At 62.3% G+C, this 23,272-nt stretch carries 20 protein-coding genes; 9 read left to right on the top strand and 11 right to left on the bottom strand.

Features of this window, described 5'->3' with window-relative positions:
• Positions 1 to 36: 36 nt before the first annotated feature.
• The 3 genes from gcvP to gcvT all read right to left on the bottom strand — a co-directional run bounded on the left by gcvP (position 37) and on the right by gcvT (position 4,487).
• Complete coding sequence (gcvP, locus tag ACXAG8_RS10115) at positions 37 to 2,892, bottom strand: aminomethyl-transferring glycine dehydrogenase (RefSeq protein WP_475223744.1); 2,856 nt, start codon at positions 2,890 to 2,892, stop codon at positions 37 to 39.
• A 113-nt stretch (positions 2,893 to 3,005) separates the two neighbouring features.
• A complete protein-coding gene (gene gcvH / locus ACXAG8_RS10110) occupies positions 3,006 to 3,371 on the bottom strand; it encodes a glycine cleavage system protein GcvH (RefSeq protein WP_475223743.1) in 366 nt (121 codons plus the stop codon).
• Between the two features lie 18 nt (positions 3,372 to 3,389).
• The gene (gene gcvT, locus ACXAG8_RS10105) at positions 3,390 to 4,487 is read right to left on the bottom strand and encodes a glycine cleavage system aminomethyltransferase GcvT (RefSeq protein WP_475223742.1); all 1,098 of its coding nucleotides are present in this window, start codon (positions 4,485 to 4,487) and stop codon (positions 3,390 to 3,392) included.
• A gap of 393 nt (positions 4,488 to 4,880) precedes the next feature.
• Between gcvT and ACXAG8_RS10100 the strand changes: the two genes are divergently transcribed.
• The 4 genes from ACXAG8_RS10100 to ACXAG8_RS10085 are packed head-to-tail and all read left to right on the top strand — an operon-like array spanning position 4,881 to position 8,381.
• Entirely contained in the window at positions 4,881 to 5,531 is a 651-nt protein-coding gene (locus ACXAG8_RS10100) for a histidine phosphatase family protein (RefSeq protein WP_475223741.1), read from the top strand.
• 18 nt (positions 5,532 to 5,549) lie between these two features.
• Positions 5,550 to 6,164 (top strand): glutathione S-transferase family protein, encoded by a 615-nt coding sequence (locus tag ACXAG8_RS10095; protein WP_475223740.1) that lies wholly within the window; start codon positions 5,550 to 5,552, stop codon positions 6,162 to 6,164.
• Positions 6,165 to 6,179: 15 nt separating this feature from the next.
• Positions 6,180 to 7,235 carry a saccharopine dehydrogenase gene (locus ACXAG8_RS10090; protein ID WP_475223739.1) on the top strand — a complete coding sequence of 352 codons (1,056 nt, stop codon included), beginning with the start codon at positions 6,180 to 6,182 and terminating at the stop codon, positions 7,233 to 7,235.
• Between the two features lie 3 nt (positions 7,236 to 7,238).
• Positions 7,239 to 8,381: a saccharopine dehydrogenase family protein gene (locus ACXAG8_RS10085; protein ID WP_475223738.1), complete on the top strand. Its 1,143-nt coding sequence runs from the start codon at positions 7,239 to 7,241 to the stop codon at positions 8,379 to 8,381.
• A gap of 54 nt (positions 8,382 to 8,435) precedes the next feature.
• On the opposite strand, the gene ACXAG8_RS10080 is transcribed toward ACXAG8_RS10085, so the two are convergent.
• Positions 8,436 to 8,753 (bottom strand): DUF3775 domain-containing protein, encoded by a 318-nt coding sequence (locus ACXAG8_RS10080; RefSeq protein WP_475223737.1) that lies wholly within the window; start codon positions 8,751 to 8,753, stop codon positions 8,436 to 8,438.
• Between the two features lie 152 nt (positions 8,754 to 8,905).
• Between ACXAG8_RS10080 and ACXAG8_RS10075 the strand changes: the two genes are divergently transcribed.
• A complete protein-coding gene (locus ACXAG8_RS10075) occupies positions 8,906 to 9,310 on the top strand; it encodes a hypothetical protein (RefSeq protein WP_475223736.1) in 405 nt (134 codons plus the stop codon).
• A gap of 8 nt (positions 9,311 to 9,318) precedes the next feature.
• On the opposite strand, the gene ACXAG8_RS10070 is transcribed toward ACXAG8_RS10075, so the two are convergent.
• The 7 genes from ACXAG8_RS10070 to ACXAG8_RS10040 all read right to left on the bottom strand — a co-directional run bounded on the left by ACXAG8_RS10070 (position 9,319) and on the right by ACXAG8_RS10040 (position 18,027).
• Complete coding sequence (locus ACXAG8_RS10070) at positions 9,319 to 10,650, bottom strand: adenylate/guanylate cyclase domain-containing protein (RefSeq protein WP_475223735.1); 1,332 nt, start codon at positions 10,648 to 10,650, stop codon at positions 9,319 to 9,321.
• Between the two features lie 50 nt (positions 10,651 to 10,700).
• Positions 10,701 to 11,930 carry a DNA recombination protein RmuC gene (locus ACXAG8_RS10065; protein WP_475223734.1) on the bottom strand — a complete coding sequence of 410 codons (1,230 nt, stop codon included), beginning with the start codon at positions 11,928 to 11,930 and terminating at the stop codon, positions 10,701 to 10,703.
• 52 nt (positions 11,931 to 11,982) lie between these two features.
• A complete protein-coding gene (gene mutL, locus ACXAG8_RS10060; RefSeq protein ID WP_475223733.1) occupies positions 11,983 to 13,848 on the bottom strand; it encodes a DNA mismatch repair endonuclease MutL in 1,866 nt (621 codons plus the stop codon).
• Between the two features lie 283 nt (positions 13,849 to 14,131).
• On the bottom strand, positions 14,132 to 15,061 hold the full coding sequence (locus ACXAG8_RS10055; RefSeq protein WP_475223732.1) for a metal ABC transporter permease: 930 nt from the start codon (positions 15,059 to 15,061) through the stop codon (positions 14,132 to 14,134).
• On the bottom strand, positions 15,058 to 16,263 hold the full coding sequence (locus ACXAG8_RS10050) for a metal ABC transporter permease (RefSeq protein WP_475223731.1): 1,206 nt from the start codon (positions 16,261 to 16,263) through the stop codon (positions 15,058 to 15,060). The genes ACXAG8_RS10055 and ACXAG8_RS10050 overlap by 4 nt, the downstream gene beginning before the upstream one ends.
• A gap of 2 nt (positions 16,264 to 16,265) precedes the next feature.
• Positions 16,266 to 17,069, bottom strand: coding sequence for a metal ABC transporter ATP-binding protein (locus ACXAG8_RS10045; RefSeq protein ID WP_475223730.1), 804 nt, complete (start codon positions 17,067 to 17,069; stop codon positions 16,266 to 16,268).
• A gap of 4 nt (positions 17,070 to 17,073) precedes the next feature.
• Positions 17,074 to 18,027 carry a metal ABC transporter solute-binding protein, Zn/Mn family gene (locus ACXAG8_RS10040; RefSeq protein ID WP_475223729.1) on the bottom strand — a complete coding sequence of 318 codons (954 nt, stop codon included), beginning with the start codon at positions 18,025 to 18,027 and terminating at the stop codon, positions 17,074 to 17,076.
• Between the two features lie 199 nt (positions 18,028 to 18,226).
• Between ACXAG8_RS10040 and deoC the strand changes: the two genes are divergently transcribed.
• The 4 genes from deoC (at position 18,227) to ACXAG8_RS10020 (ending at position 23,269) form a co-directional block, all read left to right on the top strand.
• Complete coding sequence (gene deoC / locus ACXAG8_RS10035) at positions 18,227 to 19,225, top strand: deoxyribose-phosphate aldolase (RefSeq protein ID WP_475223728.1); 999 nt, start codon at positions 18,227 to 18,229, stop codon at positions 19,223 to 19,225.
• 48 nt (positions 19,226 to 19,273) lie between these two features.
• The gene (locus ACXAG8_RS10030) at positions 19,274 to 21,607 is read left to right on the top strand and encodes an aldehyde dehydrogenase family protein (RefSeq protein ID WP_475223727.1); all 2,334 of its coding nucleotides are present in this window, start codon (positions 19,274 to 19,276) and stop codon (positions 21,605 to 21,607) included.
• Between the two features lie 24 nt (positions 21,608 to 21,631).
• Positions 21,632 to 22,447: an SDR family oxidoreductase gene (locus ACXAG8_RS10025; protein WP_475223726.1), complete on the top strand. Its 816-nt coding sequence runs from the start codon at positions 21,632 to 21,634 to the stop codon at positions 22,445 to 22,447.
• A gap of 87 nt (positions 22,448 to 22,534) precedes the next feature.
• The gene (locus ACXAG8_RS10020) at positions 22,535 to 23,269 is read left to right on the top strand and encodes a cyclic nucleotide-binding domain-containing protein (RefSeq protein WP_475223725.1); all 735 of its coding nucleotides are present in this window, start codon (positions 22,535 to 22,537) and stop codon (positions 23,267 to 23,269) included.
• The last annotated feature ends 3 nt before the right edge of the window (positions 23,270 to 23,272 follow it).

Genomic DNA, 23,272 nt, shown 5'->3' with positions numbered 1-23,272 from the left:
ACAAACCCCGCCGAAACTCGGCGGGGTTTTCAGGTGTTACTCGGCCGCGTCCTCATACTCGGACATAGGCGGGCAGGTGCAAACAAGGTTGCGGTCGCCATAGGCGTTGTCGACGCGGTTCACGGGCGACCAGTATTTGTCGACACCCATCGAACCCGGAGGGAAACAGGCCTGTTCGCGGCTATAGGGCCGGTCCCAGTCGCCGACCAGATCGCGCACCGTATGGGGGGCGTTTTTCAGCGGGTTGTTCTCTGCGTCGATCTTGCCGTCGATGATGTCCTGCGCCTCGGCCCGGATCGACAGCATCGCGTCGCAGAAGCGGTCCAGCTCGTCCTTGGGTTCCGACTCGGTGGGTTCCACCATCAGGGTTCCGGCCACCGGCCAGGACATGGTTGGCGCGTGAAAGCCGCTGTCGACCAGGCGTTTGGCGACATCGTCCACACTTACATTGCCCTCATCCGCCAACGGACGGGTGTCGAGGATGCATTCATGCGCCACACGACCGGACTCGGACGTGTAGAGGATCGGATAGGCATCGGCCAGACGCGCCGCGATGTAGTTGGCGTTCAGGATCGCCACTTTGGTCGCCTGCGTCAGACCCGCGCCGCCCATCAGCAGCACATAGGCCCAGCTGACCGGCAGGATCGACGGAGACCCAAAGGGCGCGGCCGAGACCGGACCCACGGCGGTGCCGTATTCCGGGTGGCCGGGCAGGTGTTCCTCAAGATGCGCCTTGACGCCGATCGGACCCATGCCGGGGCCACCACCGCCATGCGGAATGCAGAAGGTCTTGTGCAGGTTCAGGTGGCTGACGTCACCGCCAATGTCACCGGGACGCGACAGGCCCACCATGGCGTTCATGTTGGCGCCGTCGATATAGACCTGACCGCCATGGTCATGGGTGATCTGACAGACCTCTTGCACGGTGGTCTCGAACACGCCATGGGTCGAGGGGTAGGTGATCATGCAACCGGCCAGATGATCGGAATGCTTTTCCGCCTTGGCGCGGAAGTCATTCAGGTCGATGTTGCCGTTCTCATCCGATTGCACCGGCACCACCTGCCAGCCCACCATCTGCGCCGAGGCCGGGTTGGTGCCATGCGCCGAGGTCGGGATCAGGCAGACATTGCGGTGCCCTTCGCCGCGGGCGATGTGATAGTTGCGGATGGTCAGCAGCCCCGCATATTCCCCCTGCGCGCCCGAGTTGGGCTGTTGGCTGATCGCGTCATAGCCCGTGATCTGGCACAGCTTGTCGTTCAGATCGGCAATCATTTGCGTGTAGCCCTGCGCCTGATCTTTTGGGCAGAACGGGTGCAGATTGCCGAACTCGGGCCAGGTGACCGGGATCATCTCGATCGTGGCGTTCAGTTTCATGGTGCAGGACCCCAGCGGGATCATCGCCCGGTCCAGCGCCAGGTCGCGGTCGGCCAGACGGCGCATATAGCGGGTCATCTCGGCCTCGGCCCGGTTCTTGTGAAAGATCGGGTGGGTCAGATAGGGCGTCTCGCGCAGCGCGTAGTCCGGCAGGCGATAGGCCACTTTCGAGTTGTCGTCTTTCTTGTCGATGCCGAAGGCACCCCAGACGGCTTCGATGGTCTCGGGCCGGGTCTGTTCATCCAGGCTGATGCCGACCTTGGTATCGCCCACCTTGCGCAGGTTGACGCCACGGGCGACTGCGGCCTCCATGACGGTTTTTTGCAGGTGGCCGACATCGACGGTGATCGTGTCGAAAAAGACGTGCGGCTCGACGACAAAGCCCGCCTCTTCCAGCCCGGCCGCCAGGCGCGCCGCGCGGCGGTGGACCGTTTGCGCGATGGCCTTGATCCCGTCAGGGCCGTGATAGACCGCATACATCGAGGCAATCACCGCCAGCAGCGCCTGCGCTGTGCAGACGTTCGAGTTGGCTTTCTCGCGCCGGATATGCTGTTCACGGGTTTGCAGCGCAAGGCGATAGGCCTTGTTGCCCCGGCTGTCGATGCTGACACCGATGATCCGGCCCGGCATCGCCCGCTTGAGCTTGTCCGTGGTCGCCATGTAGGCGGCATGCGGTCCGCCATATCCCATCGGCACGCCAAAGCGCTGGGTCGAGCCGATGGCAATGTCCGCCCCCATCTCGCCGGGGGATTTCAGCAGCGCCAGAGACAGGATATCGGCGGCGACGATGGCGATAGCTTTGTGTTCGTGCAGCGCCGCGATTTCGGCAGTGTAGTCGCGCACATGGCCATAGGTGCCCGGATACTGGAAGATCGCGCCAAAGACCGCGCCTGCATCCAGATCGTCGGGATCGGCGACTTGCACGTCAATGCCCAGAGGCTCGGCCCGCGTTTTGATCACCGCGATGGTCTGCGGGTGGCAGTTGCGGTCAACAAAGAAGGCCGCGTTGTTGGCCTTGGACCGCCCGCCGCGCTTGGCCATTGCCATGGCTTCGGCCGCGGCTGTGGCTTCGTCCAGCAGGGACGCGTTGGCCACGTCCAGACCGGTCAGGTCGCTGACCATGGTCTGGAAGTTCAACAGCGCCTCAAGACGGCCCTGGCTGATTTCGGGCTGATAGGGGGTGTAGGCGGTGTACCAGGCCGGGTTTTCCAGAATGTTGCGCAAGATCGGCGCAGGCGTGGTGGTGCCATAATAGCCCTGACCAATCAGCGAGGTCAGGACCTTGTTCTTGCCGGCCACTTGTTTCATGTGGAAAAGCGCGTCCCGCTCGGTCATCGCCGGACCCCAGTCCAGCGGTTCCTTCTGCCGGATCGCAGGCGGGACGGTGGCGTCGATTAACTGGTCGAGCGTCTTGAAGCCGATCACCTTGAGCATGTCGCGCATTTCTGTCGGGCTTGGGCCGATATGGCGACGATTGGCAAAATCGTAGGCTTCGTAGTCAGTCAGTTTGAAGGCCATTGTTGCGCTCCTGGTGGGATGTTTCGCCCGGCGGCTCTGGTGGACGCCTCCGGCGGGAGTATTTGCAAAAAGATGAAAGGGCGGAGCCCCGATAGCAGGGCTCCGGGGCGGGGTCAGCCGATGAAGGCCTTGTACCCGGCCTCGTCCATCAGGTCCTGAAGCTGTGCGGCGTCCGTGATTTTGATCTTGTAAATCCAGGCCTCGCCTTCGGGGTCTTCGTTCAGGGCGCCGGGATTGTCCGCCAGGGTTTCGTTGATCTCGATGATTTCACCGTCGACCGGCGCGTAGAGCTCGGACGCGGCCTTGACCGATTCGATCACGCCGATTTCACCGTCTTTGGCGAATTCTTCGCCCACGTCCTGTTGTTCCACGAACACGACGTCGCCTAATTGCTCGGCGGCATGTTTGGTAATGCCCAGAGTGGCAGTGTCGCCGTCGACGTCGATCCATTCATGTTCTTCGGAATAATAGGTTGCCATGATCTAACTCTCCTGACTTCAACGCTTGTAGTTTTGGGTTACGAAGGGCAGCGCCACGATCTGGGCCGGCTGCGGCTTGCCCCGGATGATCAGGTTGACGGCGGTGCCCTGCGCGGAATGGTCTGCAGACACATAGCCCATGGCGACGGGGCCTCCAACGGTTGGGCCGAACCCGCCTGACGTGATCTGCCCGATGGTGTTGCCCTGATCATCCTGGATTTCGACGCCCTGGCGGGCGGGTGCGCGGCCTGCGGGCTTGATACCGACCAGTTTTCGTGCGGGGCCTTCGGCCAGTTCTTTCTGGATACGTGCCGCACCCGGAAAGCCGCCTTCGGCCTTGCGGCGTTTCTGAATGGCCCACCCCAGCGCCGCCTCGATCGGCGATGTGCCCTGGTCGATGTCATTGCCATAGAGGCACAGGCCGGCCTCGAGCCGCAGGCTGTCGCGGGCGCCTAGGCCTGCTGGTTCGCAATCGTCATGCGCCAGGAAGGCACGGGCAATCTCGACGGCCTTGCCTTCGGGGATCGAGATTTCGTAACCGTCCTCACCGGTGTAACCCAACCGCGAGATTCGGCATTCGGCGCCCATGATCCGCGCAACCGTAGTTTCCATGAAGGTCAGGTCACGGGCCGCCGGGCAGTGGGCCGCCACCACATCCTCGGCGGCGGGGCCCTGGATGGCAATGAGGGCACGATCAAAGATTTCGGTCACTTCGACGCCATCCAGGTTGGCCTGCATATGCGGAATATCCTGGTGGCGCAGCGCCGCGTTCACCACGACAAAGTAGTGATCGCCCGCATTCGACACGATCAGGTCGTCCATGATCCCGCCCGAGGCGTTGGTAAAGAAGCCGTACCGCGCCTTGCCTTCCGGAAGTGTCGCATAGGCCTGTGGGCACAGGGTTTCGAGCTTTTGGCCGACATCCGGCCCGCGCAGAATGACCTGACCCATGTGACTGACATCGAACAGGGCGGCCTTTTCGCGGCATTGCTTGTGTTCGCCCATGATGCCCATCGGGTATTGGACCGGCATGTCCCACCCGGCAAAATCGACCATCTTGCCGCCGAGTTCGACGTGGAGGTCATATAGCGGGGTTCGTTTCAGAGCATCGGCCATCTCAGGGACCTTTCCTGTTGAATTGCGCGACCAGCGCCAGCCCGGTCATGTTGCGCGGTCTGTGATACCCTGTCGGCATCGGGCAACAGTGGTTTGACACCGGTGGTTGTGAACCGGCGTCGCACGACGACATGTTTGTGTTTTCAGCGGTCATGGGCGTGCCCAAATCTGGCTCGGGTATGTGGGGTATACGGCCGCATGCGGCGGTTTTGTATCCTATAGGAAACTTTTTTCCGTTACGCAACATGAGAAATCGACCGTTTGGCCCGGTCGGGCAGAGGTTTCGCAGCAGGCGCTGACTGGCGTGGACCGGGAAAAGCGGGCTTGAGCTTCGAACCCCTCTGGCCCCCGGAAAGAACCTGCCCTAAGACTCTGCCCAGCAGAGGGACCCGAATGTCATATATAACATTGGTGCGCCACGGCCAGGCCAACACTGAGGCCCGGAACGAGGCCGATTACGACAAGCTCAGCGACCTTGGACATCAGCAGGCCCGCTGGTTGGGGGCACATCTGAACGAGACCGGCGCGCACTATCCCCGCGTCTATTGCGGGACGCTTGTCCGGCATGTCGAAACCGCCAGCAGCATGGGTTTGCCCGCCCCGTCCCAGGACGAGCGCCTGAATGAGATCGAGTATTTCACCATAGCAAAACTGTTCGAAGAACAGCATGGGGTCGCGATTCCCACCGATCGCGAAGGCTTTGTCGAACATCTTCCCATGACGTTTGCAGCATGGGCCAATGGTGACATCCAGGATACGCCCGAAACATTTGAACACTTCGAAACCCGTGTGGCCGGCGCGCTGAGGGATATCGGAACGGAACCGGGCCCGGCCATCGTCGTGACCTCGGGCGGGTTGATTTCGATGGCGGTTCGTCAGGCGATGGGGCTGGATATCCCGGCCATGGCGCGGGTTGCCCTTGCCATCATGAACACCTCGATGCATCGTCTGCACCCGATTGGCGCACGGATGAGCCCGGTCTTGTTCAACGCCGTTCCCCATCTTGAAGCGCGCGACCGGCAATTCGCGCAGACCCACCTGTAGCCCCTCGGAGGTTTCCCGATGCAACTTTACTGTGCCCCGCTGACGATCTCGGTCGCTGTCGCGATTGCGCTGGAAGAAAGCGGCCTTGACTATGAGGCCATCCAACTGAACGTCGCCGAGGGCGAGCAGACCGGGCCTGCATACAAGCAGATCAACCCCAAGGGCCGGGTGCCGGCGCTGGTGGTTGATGGCGGCATCCTGACCGAGACCGGTGCGCTGCTGGAGTATATCGCCGCCAAGGCCCCCGAGGCCGGGCTGGTTCCTGCCGACCCGCTTTTGGCGGCGCGGATGCGCGAGGTGATGTACTATCTGGCCTCGACCATGCATGTGAACCACGCGCATAAAAAGCGCGGGCATCGCTGGGCCGACAAGGATGCCAGCCGGGCGGACATGACCAACAAGGTCGCCGAGACCATGACTGAGTCCTGCGCCTATATTTCGTCAAACGGGCTGCGCGGGCCATTTGTTCTGGGTGAGGCATTCTCGATCGCTGATCCCTACCTCTATGTGGTGTGCAACTGGCTGGAAGGTGATGGCGTCGATGTTTCGGCCTTTCCGGCAATAGTCGCCTTTCGCGCGGCGATGGAAGCGCGGCCTTCGGTTCAGGCGATCCGAGCCGCCGGGTTCTTGTGACATAAGGGATATCACATGACACATCTGTGGGTCCGGGCCGAGCAGCGCCCGAATGAAGAACGGGTGGGGCTGACCCCCGAAGGTGCCGAAAGGCTGATCGCCGCGGGCATCCGCGTGACCGTCGAAGAAAGCTCGGTCCGTGCGATCCCGCTGGACGGCTACAAGGAAGCGGGCTGTGAAATCGCGGCCGAGAACGCGTGGCCCGACGCGCCGCTGGATGCGATCATCTTCGGGCTCAAGGAACTGCCCGAAGACGGCACGCCCCTGCCCCATCGCCACATCATGTTTGGCCATGCCTACAAGGGGCAGCATTCCGGCCGCGCCTTGTTGGAGCGGTTCAAGGCCGGTGGCGGAACGCTTTATGACCTTGAATACCTGGTGGATGAGGACGGCCGCCGGGTTGCCGCCTTTGGCTATTGGGCCGGGTATGCCGGGGCTGCGGTCACGCTGAAAACATGGGCGGCGCAGCAACGCGGTGAAGAATGTCCGCCCGTCGGGGTTTACCCAAGCAAGGACGCCCTGAACGCCGAGGTCCTGGCCGAACTGGACGCAAGTGCCACAGACCGCCCCCGCGCCATAGTCATCGGCGCGCTGGGCCGCGTGGGTGCAGGCGCGGCAGACCTATGCGAAGCGATGGGCGTCAGCGTCACCAAGTGGGACATGGCCGAAACCGCCAGCGGCGGGCCTTTTCCCCAGATACTGGATCATGACCTGTTCCTGAACTGCATCCTTGCGCGTCCTGGGACGCCGGTCTTTGTTCCGCGCGATGCTCTGACCGCCCCGCGCAACCTGACCGCCATCGGCGACGTGGCCTGCGACCCGGACAGCGATTACAACCCGGTGCCGGTCTATGACCGCGCCACCACCTGGGAGGCCCCCGCCCTGCGGGTGGCAACCGATCCGGTGATGGACGTGACGGCGATCGACAACCTGCCGTCGATGCTGCCGGTCGAAAGCTCGGCGGATTATGCGGCGCAATTGCTGCCGTCCCTTTTGACCCTGACCGACCTGGACAGCGGCGTCTGGGGCCGGGCAGAAGCAACCTTCAAAACCCATATCAAAGGGATCTGAGAAATGATGATTCACTGGTGCGGCACCGGCCTGTCGGCCATCCCCGGCCTGCGCCGCCTGTTTCAGGGCGGACACAATGTGGTGGTTTGGAACCGGACAATCAAAAAAGCCAGGGCCGAAGTCGGTGACCTGACCGATGACATTCGCACCTTTGACATCGACGCCCTCGGTGCGGTGCTGGAGAAAGGCGATGTGATCGTGTCGATGCTGCCAGGCGACTGGCATGTGCCGCTGGCGGAACTGGCGATCTTGAAACAGGCCAATTTCGTCTCGTCGTCGTACATCGCGCCCGAAATGCGCGCGTTGGACGACAGGGCGCGTGAGGCCGGTGTGGCGTTGGTCAACGAGGTGGGGCTTGATCCGGGCATCGACCACCTGATGGCGCATGCGCTGGTCGATGATTACCGCGCCTCGGCCGCGTTCGATCCGCAAAACCACCTGAGCTTTATCTCGTATTGCGGCGGCATCCCCAAGAACCCGAACCCGTTCCGGTACAAATTCAGCTGGTCGCCCCTGGGTGTTCTGAAGGCGCTGCGCTCACCATCCAAGTCGATCCGCGACTATGCCCCGCTGGACGTTGCCCGCCCCTGGGACGCGATCAGCAGCTATATCGCGCCGCTGCCCGCGCCGGAAAGCTTTGAGGTTTATCCAAACCGCGACTCGCTCCCCTTCATGGCGCAGTACCAGTTCGAGGATCACTGGCCGGTCAAGGAATTCGTCCGCGGTACCCTGCGCCTGAACGGTTGGGCAGATGCATGGTCGGACGTGTTCACCGAGATCGAGACCCTTTCCGGCCCCGAAGGCGACGCGCGCCTGAAAGAGATGTCGGATCAGTTTTGGGCCGAGAACGCCTATGACGAGGGCGAACCTGACCGGGTTGTCCTGTGCGTGGGGCTGAAAGCCGAGAAAGACGGCACTGAAATCTGGCACAAAACCTATGTCATGGATGCCTGGGGCGATGCGCGCGGCACGGCGATGGCGCGGCTGGTATCGGTCCCGGTTTCGCTGGCGGTCGAGGCCGTTCTGACCCGTTCCATCCCCGCCGGAGTTCACGCGGCCCCAAGCGACCCGAAACTGGTTGGCGACTGGATGGCCGAAATTGACAGGCTGGCCCAGCATCTGCAGGTGGTGGATCACCTGGCCTGACACCCGGACGCGCAGCCCCTGCGATGCGCGCCCCGCGCGCATCCGCACCCGCGGCTACATCAGGCCGTTTTCGACATCCTCGGCAGAAATTCCCAGCGCATCCAGCCCGTTCTCAAGGTGGTCTGCCAGGTGAGGTGTGCCCAGCAAATAATCCGCGCAGGGGGTCGAGGCTTCGGACTTGGCGGTTGAAATGGCCTCGGCCAGGTCTTCGGCAAAGAAACTTTCCCGCCCGACCCACATCACGGCCACAAGCTCTGCCTGTTCATCCTCGCTCATGCGGTCGATGAAGGCGCGCAATTCTCCTTCGGCGCGATCAAGCTCGCGGGCCATCATCGCGACCTGGGCGACTTTTCTTGCCGAAATCTCCAACATTGATGTCTTCTCCTGCGTTCGCGGTTTCAATCTATCACAACCACCCCCGGACGGGCGCGTCTTTGATCTCACGCAAACGCGGGCGCGGTTTGTGCCATGCGCAAAGGCGTGCGACACTGGGTGCGGTCCGGGAAATTCAGAAAGAGTATGGTATGTTCAGAACACTTGCTTTGGTCATTTTGATGACGGGTCCGGCAACGATCTGCGCGGCGCAGGAAACGGCCGTGGTGAAGTTTGAGCCGGGAAACTACGGCACAACGGTCAGCGGAACGATCACCGGGGACGGTTATTTCGACTATCACCTGGACGCACAGGCGAACCAGAAGATGTTCGCAGAGCTAACCGTCAGCGACACGAACGGACATGGGGTCATTTACTTCAACATCCTGCCTCCGGGCAGCGACGGTGGCGCGATCTACAACGGCTCGATTGATGGAAACGCCACGACTATCGACCTGCCGGAAAGTGGGGATTACACAATCCGAGTCTATCTGATGGGCAATGACAGGGATACGGGCAAAACCGTTGGCTACACTTTGGATCTGTCCATTCAATAGAATGGGGGTCATGATCCCGGCGCGTCTTTCCCCGTTTCACAAGATGCAAACCCCAGCAGGTCCAACGTGCCACTGCGGCCGCGGACCTGGATCGGCGGAAGCGGCACAAGGACATCGCCGTCAACGCGCCCATCCGCCGACGCCCCCGCCGCATCTAAAAGGTCTGCCGACACGACCAGGTCCATGTCCAGCGACCGCGTCAGACCTTCAAGCCGGGCTGCGATGTTGACGGCATCACCAAAGACGGAAAACTCCAGCCGTTCTTCGTCGCCTATGACGCCGATGAACACCTCGCCCCAATGCATGCCCAGCCCCGCCCCGATCGAAGGAAGCCCCGCCTGCCGGCGTTCGGCCGTCCAGCGCAGCATTTCCCTGCGCAGCCCGCACCCGCAGGCCAGGCATCGTTCGGCGGCGCGGTCACCTTCGAAGACGATCATCACGGCATCGCCGATGAATTTGTCGATAATCCCGTTTTCACGGCGCACAACCCCAGCCACGCGGCGCCTGAAATCCGCGATCAGTTCCGAGACCTGCTGGGGCTGCAATTGCTGGGACAGGCGCGTGAACCCGCGCAGGTCAATAAAGATCAGCCCGGCCATCTGGCGGCGTCCGGATTTCAGCGCCTCCAGGCCCGCGCTGCCCAGATCCTGAACCACCTGCGCAGGCAGGTACCGCGTCAGGTTGGCCCTCTGTTCGGCCTCGGCAAGCGACTTAAACAGCAGCGCATGCACCCGCCGCGCCGCGATGATCATGACGACGCCCGCAAGGGAAATCATGAAAACCCGGATCAGGTTTGGCGGCAATGACAGGAACAGCCAGATCGCGTTGTCCTGCTGGCCTCTTGCCGATGCCGCATTCAGGCCCACCAGCGCAAGCAACCCCACCACCAGCAATGACACCTGCACCGCCATGACGCGGGCATTGCCGCGCAACACGCCAAACGCCAGAACAACCGGGACCAGCCAGACCGACGGCAGAACGAAAACCGCGTCACCGGACAAGCCGACATTGCGCATGCCCAGCCAGACACTGACGACAAGAAACAGCGAATCCGCCGCTGAAACCACCCAGGTAGCCCACCCGGTTACCAGCGCACGGCGCGCCGCCAGCCAAGTCACCAGGCCAAGGGCGAAATAGGCCGCCATCGTGCCCATGGCATAGGCCCATTGCCGTTCGAGCACGACCGGAACCTCGCGTGTGCTGGGTTGCACCGTCATCAAAAAGAAAAAACCCAGCCCTGCGGCGACCAGCATGCGCAGCAGGCCGACAATCCGCTCGGCGTCCTGTTCTGCCTTTTCAAGCAGCCTGGTCAGTTCCGGCGTTTGAACAGGGTCATTCATCTTGCTGTCAGAACCTTGCACCAGGCATTCGCCAAAGGGGTCCGGTCACCTTACCCTTCGGTTCGGGCCAATGGAACCACACCCGGCTGGTTGTCGGGGGCCAGTTCCTCGAAATCGAAATTGTCCAGCCGCTGTGCCCGGCGCCCGGCCTTGTCTGCGCTGATCTTGATGTCCGAGATATCCTTGGCCGCCTGTCCGAAATGGCGGTCCAGATTGGCAACCCGGTCGCCCAGCCGTTCGACATCCTTGTGCAGCAATCCCAGTTCTTTGCGGATTGCACCGGCCTGTTCACGCATCCGCGCATCCTTGAGGATCGCGCGCATCGTGTTCAGCGTTGCCATGCAGGTAGTGGGCGATACGATCCAGACGCGTTTGCTGAAACTCTCTTGCACCAGTTCCGGGAACTTGGCGTGCAACTCGGCATAGACCGCCTCGGAGGGCAGGAACATCAGCGCGCCATCGGCGGTTTCACCGTCCAGAATGTATTTCTCGGCGATATCGTTGATATGTTTGCGCACCGTGCTGCGGAACATCTGCACCGCCGCCTTCAACTCGGCATCATTGCCCGACCCGATCAGCGCCTCATAAGCCTCCAACGGGAACTTGCTGTCGATCACGATGGGCCCCGGAGGGTTCGGCAGGTGAATCAGACAATCCGCCCGGCGTCCGTTCGACAACGTCGCCTGAAGCTTGAAACTGTCCGAGGGCAGCGCCTTGGACACAATATCGTTCAGCTGAATTTCCCCAAACGCGCCTCGGGTCTGTTTGTTCGACAGGATATCCTGCAGCGTCAGCACGTCGCCCGAAAGCTTGGTGATATTGTCCTGCGCCTTGTCGATGGCCGAAAGCCGTTCCTGCAACTGGGTCAGTGACGTCGCGGTCTGTTTCGAAGACCCGTGCAGCGATTCCTTCATTCGTTCCTGCATCTCGGCCAAGGCACGCGCCGATTTCATCGCGTTATCCGCCAGCCGGTCATTCATCTGCTGCTGGACCGAGGACAGGCGCGATTCAACTGTCTGGATCACCTGCACCTGCGCATTGGCCTGCGTGTCCGAGACATGCTGCAACCCGCCGCGCAATTGCTCCTGCCCCTGGCCCAAAGCCTGCACATGTTGCCCCAGATGCGCCATCTGGCGCGCCAGAGGTTCCGCCATCCGGGCGGACCGTTGAGATGCCCGTAGCGACAGGAACAACAGCAGAAGGATCAGAACAACAACACCCCCGCCAATCAGGATCACGGGGTCGTCTATTGCATATTGGGTGCCTGCAATCTCGATCATGTTGCCTCGGGTGTTCTTGTTTTATTCTTCATACCCCGCACCAGCAGCGGGATCAACTGCGCCCGAACAGGCGTTCGATATCGGTCAGTTTCAGTTCCACGTAAGTCGGCCGCCCGTGATTGCACTGACCGGAATGGGGCGTGGCCTCCATCTCGCGCAGCAGGGCATTCATTTCCTCGGCCCGCATCCAGCGGCCAGACCGGATCGAACCGTGGCAGGCAACGCGGCTGAGGATCGCCTCGATCCGGGCCTGAACCAAATGGGTTTCGCCCTGGTCGGACAGTTCATCGAGGATGTCCAGGATCATGGCGCGAGCATCGACCTCGCCCAAAAGGGCCGGGGTTTCGCGCACGGCAATTGCCCCTCCGCCGAAAGGCTCCAGCGTCAAACCAAGGCGCGAGAGGTCATCGGCCACCCCCATAAGTCGCGCGCAATCGCCTTCGGACAGTTCGACGATCTCGGGGATCAGCAAAGCCTGCGCGGCGACACCGTTCTCGGCCATCTGGCGTTTGAGTTTTTCGTAGACCAGCCGTTCATGCGCGGCATGCTGATCCACGATCACCATCCCGTCCGCGGTCTGCGCGATGATATAGTTTTCGTGCACCTGACCGCGCGCCGCGCCCAAGGGCAAGCTGGCGGCACCAGACGGGACCTCCTGCGGCACAGGCTCTGCCGTGGCAACCGGCGCGACCACATGGCCGCTATAGCTGTCGGACAGTTCGGAAAACCCCGGCGACTGCGCCCGAAAGGCTGCCTGCCGCGCGGCAGACGACGGGCGATCCATCTGATAGACCCGCCCAGAGGTGGGCTGAGGCGCCTCGGGCCGCATCGCGCCCAAAGTCGCGTTGGCAACGGTCGAAGACGCCCTGTGCCCGGCCTCGGCCAGGGCATGCCGCAAAGCCGAAACGATCAATCCGCGCGCCACGCCCGGATCGCGAAACCGCACCTCGGACTTTGCAGGATGCACGTTCACGTCCACCAGGGTCGGGTCGCAATCCAGAAACAGCGCCGCCGCCGGGTGGCGGTCCCGGCTGAGAAAATCGAAATAGGCCGCCCGCAATGCACCGGTCAGCATCTTGTCGCGCACCGGGCGTCCATTGACGAACAGGTACTGTGCCACCGCAGCTCCGCGCGAATAGGTCGGCAGGGCCGCATAGCCGTAAAGGCGAATTCCTTCGCGCGTAGCATCTATCTGCAAAGCGTTTTCGGCAAACTCGCGCCCGATCACACGCGCAAGCCGGGCGTGCAGGGCATCAAACAGGTCGCCGTTTTCGCGATCGGCGCGGAAGGTCACGCGCCCTTCGCCACCGCCCGAGACATCGCGCAAGGTAAATGTGACCGCCGGTTCCGCCATGGCCAGACGTTTGACCGTATCAGAGATGGCCTGCGCCTCGGCCCGGTCGGTGCGCATGAACTTTAACCGCGCAGGCGTCGCAAAGAACAGGTCACGCAGTTCCACGACCGTTCCCGCGCGCAGGGCGGCAGGTTTGACCGCCTCGGCCCGACCGCCCGCAACATGGATCGACGCGGCCTCGGACCCTTTTGCCCGGCTGGTAATGGTCAGGCGCCCGACGGCCCCCAGCGATGGCAGCGCCTCGCCCCGAAAACCGAAGGTGTGTATGTTCAACAGATCCGATCCGTCGATCTTCGACGTCGCATGCCGGGACAGCGCAAGCGGCAAATCCTGCGGTGCGATTCCACAGCCATCATCGGTGACGCGAATCAGCGTCTTTCCCCCGTCTGCTATGTCGACGGACACCCGCGTCGCCCCCGCATCAATCGCGTTTTCGACCAATTCCTTGACGGCCGAGGCCGGGCGTTCCACCACTTCGCCTGCCGCAATCCGGTTGATTGCTGCATCGTCGAGCTGACGGATCACGCCAGAATTTTCGCTGATATTGGGGTTTGCCTGCGCCATACCGCTAGACCTAGCACAACCTGCCGCGATTCTGCCACAGGATTCAGCCTTGGGTCCGAAGGGTCGAGGGGGCGTCCGAACAATCGCTAATGGCAAAGACGTGTGGTTAGCCTTTGGCGGCGCGACTGCCCGGACGATCACGAGCGAGTGGTGGTCAGTCGGTTAACAATTGAACAAGTTTTACCATAAAATGACAAATTTTTCTTCACATAATCCGGGTCCGCGCGAAGTGGGCAAAGTTTGGCCGATTGCAGGCGAAGGCCGGTGGCGGGTTTGCGCCGGATCAGCCTGATACGGGCGCGCCGGCGCGGGTGCGACAGGGGCCGAAACGGGCCGCGACAGCCAGGACCAGGCCTGACATCGTGGCAATCATGCCCGCGGCGCTGACCGCATCGGTCCCACCCAGCCATAGCGGTCCGTATCCGGCCAGAACGTAACCCGAGATGGCCGAAAAGGCCGCGAATATTATGCTCCAGCCGACTTGCATCTCAAGCCGGTTGGTCATCATCCGGGCCGCCGAGGGCGGGCAGATGAACATGGCGATCACGATGATCGACCCCACCGCGTCAAAGGCCGCGACCGCCGCGATGGCGGCGGCGATCACCAGCGCCATACCCAAGGCACCGGTGCGGATCCCGATGGTCCTGGCAAAGCCTTCGTCAAAGGTCGAAATCTTCAGAGGCCGCCAAAGCAGCCAGGTAAACAGGACCACCCCGGCCAAGGTCAGCGCGATACGCGGCAATTCGGGCGGCAGCCCAGCCAGCGCCTGCGGATTGGTCAGCGATGACCACCCTGTCGCATCCAGCCAGATCAGACTTTCCAGATTGCCATACAGCGCATGTTCGACGTCCAGATGGACCGAGGACGTATCGGTTTGTTCCAGCAACAAAACTCCTGCGGCAAACATGGTGGTAAAGACGACCCCCATCGCAGCACCGGTCTCGATTTGGCCCAGGCGGCGGATGGCTTCGATCATCACCACCGCGACCACGGCCGCGCCGGCGGCGCCCAGCATCATGGGCCAGGTCGAGATCGCACCGGTCAGCAGAAAGGCCACCACGATCCCGGGCAGGACCACATGGCTGATGGCGTCACCGATCAACGCCTGCTTGCGCAGCACCAGAAAGTTGCCGGGCAGCGCGCAGGCGATTGCGGCGAAGATCCCGATCAACAGCGGCGTCAGCGACAATGGGACGAATTCTTCACCGTTCATGGCTGCACCTCTTGCGGGCCACCGATGCGGCTGTCGACATCGGCGATCTGGTCGCGGGTCAGCACCGTTTCGATATCGCGCAACCCGTCATACAGCGCTGCGGTTGCCTCATGCGCCAGGTCCGCGCGTACCACCTGCCACCGCTTTTCATCGCGCAGCGCTTTTGCCGCACGCGCCTTGCCGGTTTCGGTCGCCACGCCATCGGCCCGCACGACACCGGCCCGCCGCAACAGACGCAAGGTCAACGGTTCATAGATCGTCTGCCCCTGTGCCAGGGCCAACAGGCCTTGTCGGATATGCACGCGCCGCTGGAATCTCAGGTGACGCAGCACGGCCGCCAGAACACCGCGCGCGGGCGCAAACAGCAGCGACACCGCGAAAAAGCCGAAACTGACCAGCACGATGATCGGCCCCGTGGGCAGGTTCGGCGCCGAGGCAGACAGCGCCGCACCCAGGTATCCGGCCAAACCGCCGGACATCCCGGCCAGCAACACGACACGTTCGGATCGCTCGGCCCAAAAGCGCGCGGTTACGGCGGGAATGATCAGCAAGGCGACAATCAGGATCAGGCCGACGATTTTCAGGCCGACCACGGTCACCGCCATGACCAGCCCCATCATGGCAAGGTCGATCCGGTGCACCGGCAGGCCCCGCGCGGCCGCATATTCGGGGTCAAAGGCCACCAATGTCATCGGGCGGCGCAGAACCAGCACCAGGCCCAGGGTCGCAGCGCCGCCAAGCGCTATGACAAACGCATCCGACCACAGCATCCCCGCAGTCGACCCAAGCAAAAAACCTTCGAGCCCGGCTTGCCGCCCCGCGCCCATTGTCTGAATGATCGTCAGCAACACGATCCCGAACCCGAAGAACACCGACAAGACCGCGCCGATCGCGGCATCTTCGGCCAGGCGGGTGCGGCGGGTCAGCCAGTTCATGCACAAAAGCCCCACCCAGGCCGATACGGCCGACCCCAAAAGCAATCCGGGCAGGTTGCGGCCATCGCCGCCCAGGGCCACCAGGACCATGAAGGCCAGGCAGACACCCGGCAGGGTCGCGTGGCTGATCGCGTCGCTGACCAGCGCGCGCTTGCGCAGGAACAGGAAGGTCCCCGTGACCCCGGCAGACACGCCCAGAAGGGTCGCGCCAATGGCAACCAGCGTCGCGTTGTAACCAAGTTGCAGGGTCAGGGCATCCCAGACCATGGTTAACCCAGCGCGTGGGAAATCTGATCGATCTGAGCGGTGGCCAGACGACCGCCATAGGCGGCCTGCAGGCTTTCGGCCGTAAAGGCCTGTGCAACCGGGCCTTCGGCCACTTTGCGGGTGTTGATCAGGTAGACGTGATCGAAGTAATCTGTGACCGTCGCCAGGTCATGATGCACGACCACGACGGTCTTTCCGGCATCCTTCAACGATTTCAGAACCGTGATGATGGCCCTTTCCGTGGCCGCGTCCACCCCGGCAAACGGCTCGTCCAGCAGATAAAGGTCTGCATCCTGAGCCAGCGCACGCGCCAGGAAAACGCGCTGTTGCTGCCCACCCGAGAGCTGCCCGATCTGACGATCCGCAAAATCCTGCATGCCGACCTGACGCAGGCAATCCGCCGCGCGCGCCATGTGCCGTGCGCGGATACGCCCCAGCAAACCAAGTTGCCGGGACAACCCCATCAGCACAACATCAATGACGCGGGTGGGAAAATCCCAATCCACGCTGGCGCGCTGCGGCACATAGGCAACCCGCGCGCGTTGTTCCGTCAGCGGTTTGCCGTAAACGGTCACCTGACCCGACACCATCGGCACAATGCCCAGCGCCGCCTTGAGAAGGGTCGATTTGCCCGCTCCGTTGGGTCCGATGATTGCGGTCATGGCGCCCGGCTGAACGGTCATGTCGACCGAAAACACCGCCGGTTTCTGACCATAGGACACGGTCAGTCCGCGGATGGCCAGCGGGCTGTCTTGGGTGTCAGGTGTCGGGATGGAAACGCCCTGTACGGCGGCAAGCTCAAGCATGTGTTCAGAACCCCGCCGACAATTTGCCGTTCAGGCCGCGCGCAGGCACATCCGCACCCAAAGCACCGGCGATCACGGTGATGTTGTGATCCAGCATCCCGACATAGGTGCCCTCATAGGTGCCGGGTTCGCCCATGGCGTCGGAATAGAGTTCACCGCCAACACCCACATCATGCCCTTTGGCCGCAGCGCCTTCGATCAGTGCCCGCATCGAGCGGTCAGAGACCGAGCTTTCAACGAACACGGCGGTCAATTGCCGGTCCACCATGGTGTCAACCAAGGCGCCAATCCGGTTCAGACCGGCCTCGGACTGGGTCGAGATGCCCTGGATGCCCAGGACCTCATACCCGAATTCCGCCCCGAAATAGCCAAAGGCATCATGGGCGGTGACCAGGACACGGTTGTTGTCCGGCACCCCAGCCAGAACCTTTTGGGCATAGGCGTCCAAACGGTCGATTTCGGCCAGAAAGGCCTGTGTATTGCGGGTGAAATCCTCGGCCGCATCGGGGCGGGCGGCGATCAAGGCGTTCTGCACCTCGACCACGACATCTTTCCACAGCGCCGGGCTCATCCAGACATGCGGGTCGAACTTGTCCGCGTAATCGTCATGGGCGCGCAGCTTGGCCTTGTCGAGGCCATCTGCCACCGCAACGACGGTGCGTTTGCGGCCAAGGTCGCCAAAGAAATCTTGCATCTGCGCTTCCAGGTACAGGCCGTGCCATAGCACCAGGTCCGCCCGCGTCATCGCAACGATGTCGCTGCGGGTCTGGCGATAGGCGTGGGGATCGACCCCCGGCCCCATCAGGCCACGGACCTCGACCATTTCACCGCCGATCTGCCGCGCGGCGTCCGCGATCATCCCGGTGGTTGCGACGACCTTTAGCGGCGCATCCGCCCAGGCGGCAGTAACAAGCGTCGTGGCAAAAGCAATTGCTGCCAGAAGGCTGCGACGAATCATCGGGGACCTCGATTCAGGGTGTACCTGAGAATGAATATGCGAACCATTCGCAACTAAGTCAACGCTATTGCGACTTATTCGCAAATAATCTCGGATTTTTTGTCCAAATGGTCAAATTATTTGCCGCGCGGCCCTCACATGCCTTCCATTTGGGCCCGTCCCGTGCGACTTTGGCGCGAACCTCCCAAAGGACGTAAAGATGGATACGCAGAGCTCAGAAAGCCCCGTGCGCACGCCGCATCTGCCGCAGGTCACCGAGCCCCGGAACCCGGGGATGGAGCTTGATCTGGACTGGGTCCGCGCCGTGCAGGCCAATACTTCGGCCATTGAACGCCGCGCCGCGACCTTGCCCGGGCGACGTTCGGTGAAAAAAGAATATCAGGCCGCGTGGCTGTTGAAGGCGATCACGATGATCGACCTGACCACCCTGTCCGGCGATGATACGGTCGGCCGTGTGCGGCGCCTGTGCGCCAAGGCCCGGCAGCCGGTTGCACCGGCTGTATTGCAGGCTTTGGACATGCCACCGATCACCACCGGGGCCGTCTGCGTTTACCATGACATGATCGAAACGGCCGTTGCGGCACTGAAAGGCACGGGCATACCCGTCGCCGCGGTTTCCACCGGGTTTCCCGCGGGTCTGTCCCCGTTTCACCTGCGCGTGGCCGAGATCGAGGAAAGCGTGAAGGCCGGTGCCGATGAGATCGACATCGTGATCTCGCGCCGCCATGTGCTGTCGGGCGATTGGCAGGCTTTGTTTGACGAGATGAAAGCCTTTCGCGCAGCTTGCGGCGATGCCCATGTCAAAGCCATTCTGGCGACCGGAGAACTGGGCAGCCTGCGCAATGTCGCCCGCGCCTCGGTCGTGTGCATGATGGCGGGCGCCGATTTCATAAAGACCTCGACCGGGAAGGAAAGCGTCAACGCCACCCTGCCCGTGTCGCTGGTGATGATCCGGGCGATCCGCGACTATTATGACCGCACCGGGTACCGGGTGGGGTACAAGCCCGCGGGCGGAATTTCCAAGGCCAAGGATGCGCTGGTGTACCTGTCGCTGATCAAGGACGAGCTGGGCGACCGCTGGTTGGAGCCCGACCTGTTCCGCTTTGGCGCGTCATCCCTGTTGGGCGATATCGAGCGGCAGTTGGAACATTATGTCACCGGGGCATACTCGGCTGGTTACAGGCATCCGATGGGGTGAGCACACCCGCGATGTCTGGACAGTGAGTATTTGGGAAAAGATGAAGCTATGACAGTCAAAGAGATTTTCGAGACCATGGATTACGGCCCGGCCCCCGAAAGTGCAGCCGAGGCGCTGGCCTGGCTGGTCGATCAGGGTGACACGTTTGGCCACTATATCGATGGTGCGTTCACCAAGCCCGGCAAGGGGTTTGACAGCCGCAACCCGGCGACGGGCGAGGTGCTGGCCAAGCTGACGCAAGCCAATCAGGCCGATGTGGACGCGGCCGTTGCCGCCGCCCGCAAGGCGCAGTTGGGATGGGCGGGGATGGGTGGCGCGGCCCGTGCGCGATATCTTTATGCCATTGCGCGGCTGTTGCAGAAACACGCCCGCCTGTTTGCCGTGCTGGAGAGCCTGGACAACGGCAAGCCGATCCGAGAGTCCCGCGATATCGACATACCGCTGGCGCAGCGGCATTTCTATTATCACGCGGGCATGGCTCAGTTGATGGAGAGCGAGTTGCCCGACGCCCAGGCGCTGGGTGTCTGCGGGCAGATTGTTCCGTGGAACTTTCCGCTGCTGATGCTGGCATGGAAGATTGCGCCTGCGTTGGCGATGGGCAACACGGTGATTCTGAAACCGGCTGAGTATACCTCGCTGACGGCGTTGCTGTTTGCCGATATCTGCACGCAGGCCGGGCTGCCACGGGGTGTGGTCAACATTGTCACCGGTGACGGTGCGGTGGGTGAGATGATCGTCGCCTCGGACGTGGACAAGATTGCCTTTACCGGCTCGACCGCCGTGGGGCGCCGCATTCGCGAGGCGACCGCCGGGTCGGGCAAGGAACTGACTTTGGAGCTGGGCGGGAAATCCGCCTATATCGTCTTTGACGATGCCGATATCGATTCAGCGATCGAGGGTCTGGTTGATGCGATCTGGTTCAATCAGGGTCAGGTTTGCTGTGCCGGTTCACGCCTGCTGGTGCAGGAGGGCATTGCCGACCGGTTCCACGCCAAGCTGCGTGCCCGGATGGATAATCTGCGCATAGGTAATCCGCTGGACAAGTGCATTGACGTGGGCGCGGTTGTGGACCCGGTCCAGTTGCAGACCATCCAGAGCATGGTCGACAGCAACACCGTCGGACATGTGCATCAGGCCGCCAGCGAACTGCCGGAAAACGGCTGTTACTACCCGCCGACGCTGATCTCGGGGCTCGAGACCTCGGACCCGCTGATGCAGGAAGAGATCTTTGGACCGGTTCTGGTCTCCTCGACCTTCCGCACGCCGGCCGAGGCGGTCGAGCTGGCCAACAACACGCGCTATGGGCTGGCGGCGACGGTCTGGACCGAGAATGTGAACCTGGCGCTGGATATCGCGCCCAAGCTGGTTGCGGGCGTGGTCTGGGTGAATGCCACCAACCTGTTTGACGCGGCCGCAGGCTTTGGCGGCGTGCGCGAAAGCGGCTTTGGCCGCGAAGGGGGTTGGGAAGGGCTGGTCGCCTATACCAGGCCCAAGGGCAAGGCCAAGACGCTTGGCAAGGTCGAACCGGTCATGGGCGAAGGTGCCCCTGTCGACCCTATCGACCGCACCGCCAAGATGTATGTCGGTGGCAAGCAGGCGCGGCCCGATGGCGGCTATTCCAAACCCGTCTGGGGCAAATCCGGCCTGCTGGGCCATGTGGGCCTTGCCAACCGCAAGGACGTTCGCAACGCGGTTGAGGCCGCAGCGGGCGCCAAGGGTTGGTCCAAGACCACCGGCCACCTACGGGCGCAGATCCTGTATTACGTTGGCGAAAACCTCTCGGCCCGCGCCGGTGAATTCGCCGCCCGCATAGATGCCATGACCGGCAAGAAAGGCGGCGCGAAAGAGGTCGACGCCGCGATCCAGCGTCTGTTCTCTGCCGCGGCCTGGGCCGACAAATATGACGGTCAGGTACATGGCGTTCCGATCCGGGGCGTGGCCATTGCCATGAAGGAACCGGTCGGCGTGATCGGTGCGCTTTGCGCGGATGAGGCACCTCTGCTGGGTCTGGTCTCGGTCATGGCCCCGGCGATTGCCATGGGCAACCGGGTGGTTTTGGCGGCATCCGAGCCGTATCCGTTGGCGGCGACGGATTTCTATCAGGTCCTGGAAACCTCGGACGTGCCTGCGGGTGTGGTCAACATCCTGACGGGCAGCCATGCGGAACTGGCAAAGCCGCTGGCGGCGCATTTGAACGTGGATGCGGTCTGGTCGTTCTCGTCCACCGATCTGTCGGCAGAGATCGAGGCCGCATCAGCCGGGAACCTGAAACGGAGCTGGGTCAATAACGCGACGGCATTTGACTGGAGCGTGGACCAATCGCGCCGCTTCCTGCAGGCTGCGACAGAGGTTAAGAACATCTGGGTGCCCTATGGCGAATAGGGCCACCCGCCAAGGGAGGCCCTTATGGATTTTTCAGGACAAACCGTCATCGTCATTGGCGGCACCAGCGGTATCAACCGGGGCATTGCCGAGGCTTTTGCGGCCTCGGGGGCCAAGCTGGCCGTCGCCAGCCGATCACAGGACAAGGTGGACGATACGGTCGCGGCGCTGAAAGAAGCGGGCGCGCAGGACGCCATCGGAGCGGCCTTTGATGTGCGCGACGCCGAGGCCGTGGCCGCAGGGCTGAAACAGTTTCATCAGGCGTTTGGTGACTTCGACGTTCTGGTTTCGGGCGCGGCGGGCAATTTTCCGGCGCTGGCCGCTGAAATGTCGGTCAATGCGTTCAAGACGGTGATCGATATCGACCTGATGGGGACGATCCATGTGATGAAAGGGGCCTATCCGTTTCTGAAACGCCCCGGCGCCAGCATCATCAACATCTCGGCCCCGCAATCCTATTTGCCATATGAGGGGCAGGCCCATGTCTGCGCGGCCAAGGCGGGCGTCGATCAGATCACGCGCACGCTGTCCATGGAATGGGGGGTTGAGGGCATCCGCGTCAATTCGGTTGTCCCCGGCTTTATCGAAGGCACCGAAGGCGCCAGGCGGCTTGCCCCCACTGCTGATGCAGGCGAGGCGTTGCGCAAGGACGTGCCGCTTGGGCGCTGGGGCCAACCGCAGGACGTGGCGAATGCCTGCCTGTTCCTGAGTTCGGATCTGGCAAGTTACATCAGCGGAACTGTCCTGGCCGTGGACGGGGCGCTTTATCAACGCGGGTCAGGCAAGTTCGGGCAGATGATGGGGCAGATGCTGCGCGCGCAGGCCAAGGCACAATCATGAACCCGGATAACCTGTGAAGCTGTTCATATACAGCCCGTGACCCGCTCGCTTATGAGGGCCCATCAAATTGCCAGGGTGGGCCGGGAAATGCTGACAATTCCGACGGACGTGACGGACATGGCACAGCTGATCGTGATGATCGGCGTATTTGGCGCGGGGCTGTACATCCTCAATTACTTTTTGCTGCAGATGGGCGTCGTTCGCGGGTCGGGTGTTCTGTATCCGCTGCTCGTCATCATCGCCGCCAGTTGCGTGCTGATCAGCATGGCAGAAGAGTTCAATCTTGCGGGCTCGATCATTCAGATGGCTTATATCCTGATCTCGGTCATGGGCCTGTTGCGCGGATATTTTTCGCGCCACCTAGTGCGGTTTTCCGAATGTGAAAAGCAGTTCGTTGCCAATTACCTTGAAACGCTCAAACCCCACCACGCGCGCAAGCTGTTGAACACGGCAAGGCTGACCACCTATGAACCCGGCGAGGTGCTGATCGAAGAGGACATCACCAGCGACTATCTTGCCTATGTTCTGTCGGGCCGCACAACGGTCCTGAAGAACGGCCAGTTGATCAACCAATGTGGCCCCGATCAAATCCTCGGAGAATTGACTTTTGGCATCGGATTGCCGGCAACCGCCACGGTTCGCGCGGTCGAGCCGACAACCTGTCTGGTCTTCGATGGCCAGCGCCTTGCCCGCCTTTTGCGGCGCAACCGGCAGATTGACGATGCGCTCAAGGCCGCGCATTTCAGGCATGCGCGTCAAAAACTGCTCAGCAGCAACACCCACACGGTCAAAGCCCGCGCCGCCACCGCCATGGCGGCCTGAACG

The organism is Ruegeria sp. ABD4_443 (assembly GCF_056160865.1).
This window is presented reverse-complemented; position numbering and strand designations above follow the sequence as displayed.

What these genes read in the sequence shown, in the direction of transcription:
- gcvP (WP_475223744.1), bottom strand. Translation starts at nt 2,892, where the DNA reads ATGGCCTTCAAACTGACTGACTACGAAGCCTACGATTTTGCCAATCGT.
- gcvH (WP_475223743.1), bottom strand. Translation starts at nt 3,371, where the DNA reads ATGGCAACCTATTATTCCGAAGAACATGAATGGATCGACGTCGACGGC.
- gcvT (WP_475223742.1), bottom strand. Translation starts at nt 4,487, where the DNA reads ATGGCCGATGCTCTGAAACGAACCCCGCTATATGACCTCCACGTCGAA.
- ACXAG8_RS10100 (WP_475223741.1), top strand. Translation starts at nt 4,881, where the DNA reads ATGTCATATATAACATTGGTGCGCCACGGCCAGGCCAACACTGAGGCC.
- ACXAG8_RS10095 (WP_475223740.1), top strand. Translation starts at nt 5,550, where the DNA reads ATGCAACTTTACTGTGCCCCGCTGACGATCTCGGTCGCTGTCGCGATT.
- ACXAG8_RS10090 (WP_475223739.1), top strand. Translation starts at nt 6,180, where the DNA reads ATGACACATCTGTGGGTCCGGGCCGAGCAGCGCCCGAATGAAGAACGG.
- ACXAG8_RS10085 (WP_475223738.1), top strand. Translation starts at nt 7,239, where the DNA reads ATGATGATTCACTGGTGCGGCACCGGCCTGTCGGCCATCCCCGGCCTG.
- ACXAG8_RS10080 (WP_475223737.1), bottom strand. Translation starts at nt 8,753, where the DNA reads ATGTTGGAGATTTCGGCAAGAAAAGTCGCCCAGGTCGCGATGATGGCC.
- ACXAG8_RS10075 (WP_475223736.1), top strand. Translation starts at nt 8,906, where the DNA reads ATGTTCAGAACACTTGCTTTGGTCATTTTGATGACGGGTCCGGCAACG.
- ACXAG8_RS10070 (WP_475223735.1), bottom strand. Translation starts at nt 10,650, where the DNA reads ATGAATGACCCTGTTCAAACGCCGGAACTGACCAGGCTGCTTGAAAAG.
- ACXAG8_RS10065 (WP_475223734.1), bottom strand. Translation starts at nt 11,930, where the DNA reads ATGATCGAGATTGCAGGCACCCAATATGCAATAGACGACCCCGTGATC.
- mutL (WP_475223733.1), bottom strand. Translation starts at nt 13,848, where the DNA reads ATGGCGCAGGCAAACCCCAATATCAGCGAAAATTCTGGCGTGATCCGT.
- ACXAG8_RS10055 (WP_475223732.1), bottom strand. Translation starts at nt 15,061, where the DNA reads ATGAACGGTGAAGAATTCGTCCCATTGTCGCTGACGCCGCTGTTGATC.
- ACXAG8_RS10050 (WP_475223731.1), bottom strand. Translation starts at nt 16,263, where the DNA reads ATGGTCTGGGATGCCCTGACCCTGCAACTTGGTTACAACGCGACGCTG.
- ACXAG8_RS10045 (WP_475223730.1), bottom strand. Translation starts at nt 17,069, where the DNA reads ATGCTTGAGCTTGCCGCCGTACAGGGCGTTTCCATCCCGACACCTGAC.
- ACXAG8_RS10040 (WP_475223729.1), bottom strand. Translation starts at nt 18,027, where the DNA reads ATGATTCGTCGCAGCCTTCTGGCAGCAATTGCTTTTGCCACGACGCTT.
- deoC (WP_475223728.1), top strand. Translation starts at nt 18,227, where the DNA reads ATGGATACGCAGAGCTCAGAAAGCCCCGTGCGCACGCCGCATCTGCCG.
- ACXAG8_RS10030 (WP_475223727.1), top strand. Translation starts at nt 19,274, where the DNA reads ATGACAGTCAAAGAGATTTTCGAGACCATGGATTACGGCCCGGCCCCC.
- ACXAG8_RS10025 (WP_475223726.1), top strand. Translation starts at nt 21,632, where the DNA reads ATGGATTTTTCAGGACAAACCGTCATCGTCATTGGCGGCACCAGCGGT.
- ACXAG8_RS10020 (WP_475223725.1), top strand. Translation starts at nt 22,535, where the DNA reads ATGCTGACAATTCCGACGGACGTGACGGACATGGCACAGCTGATCGTG.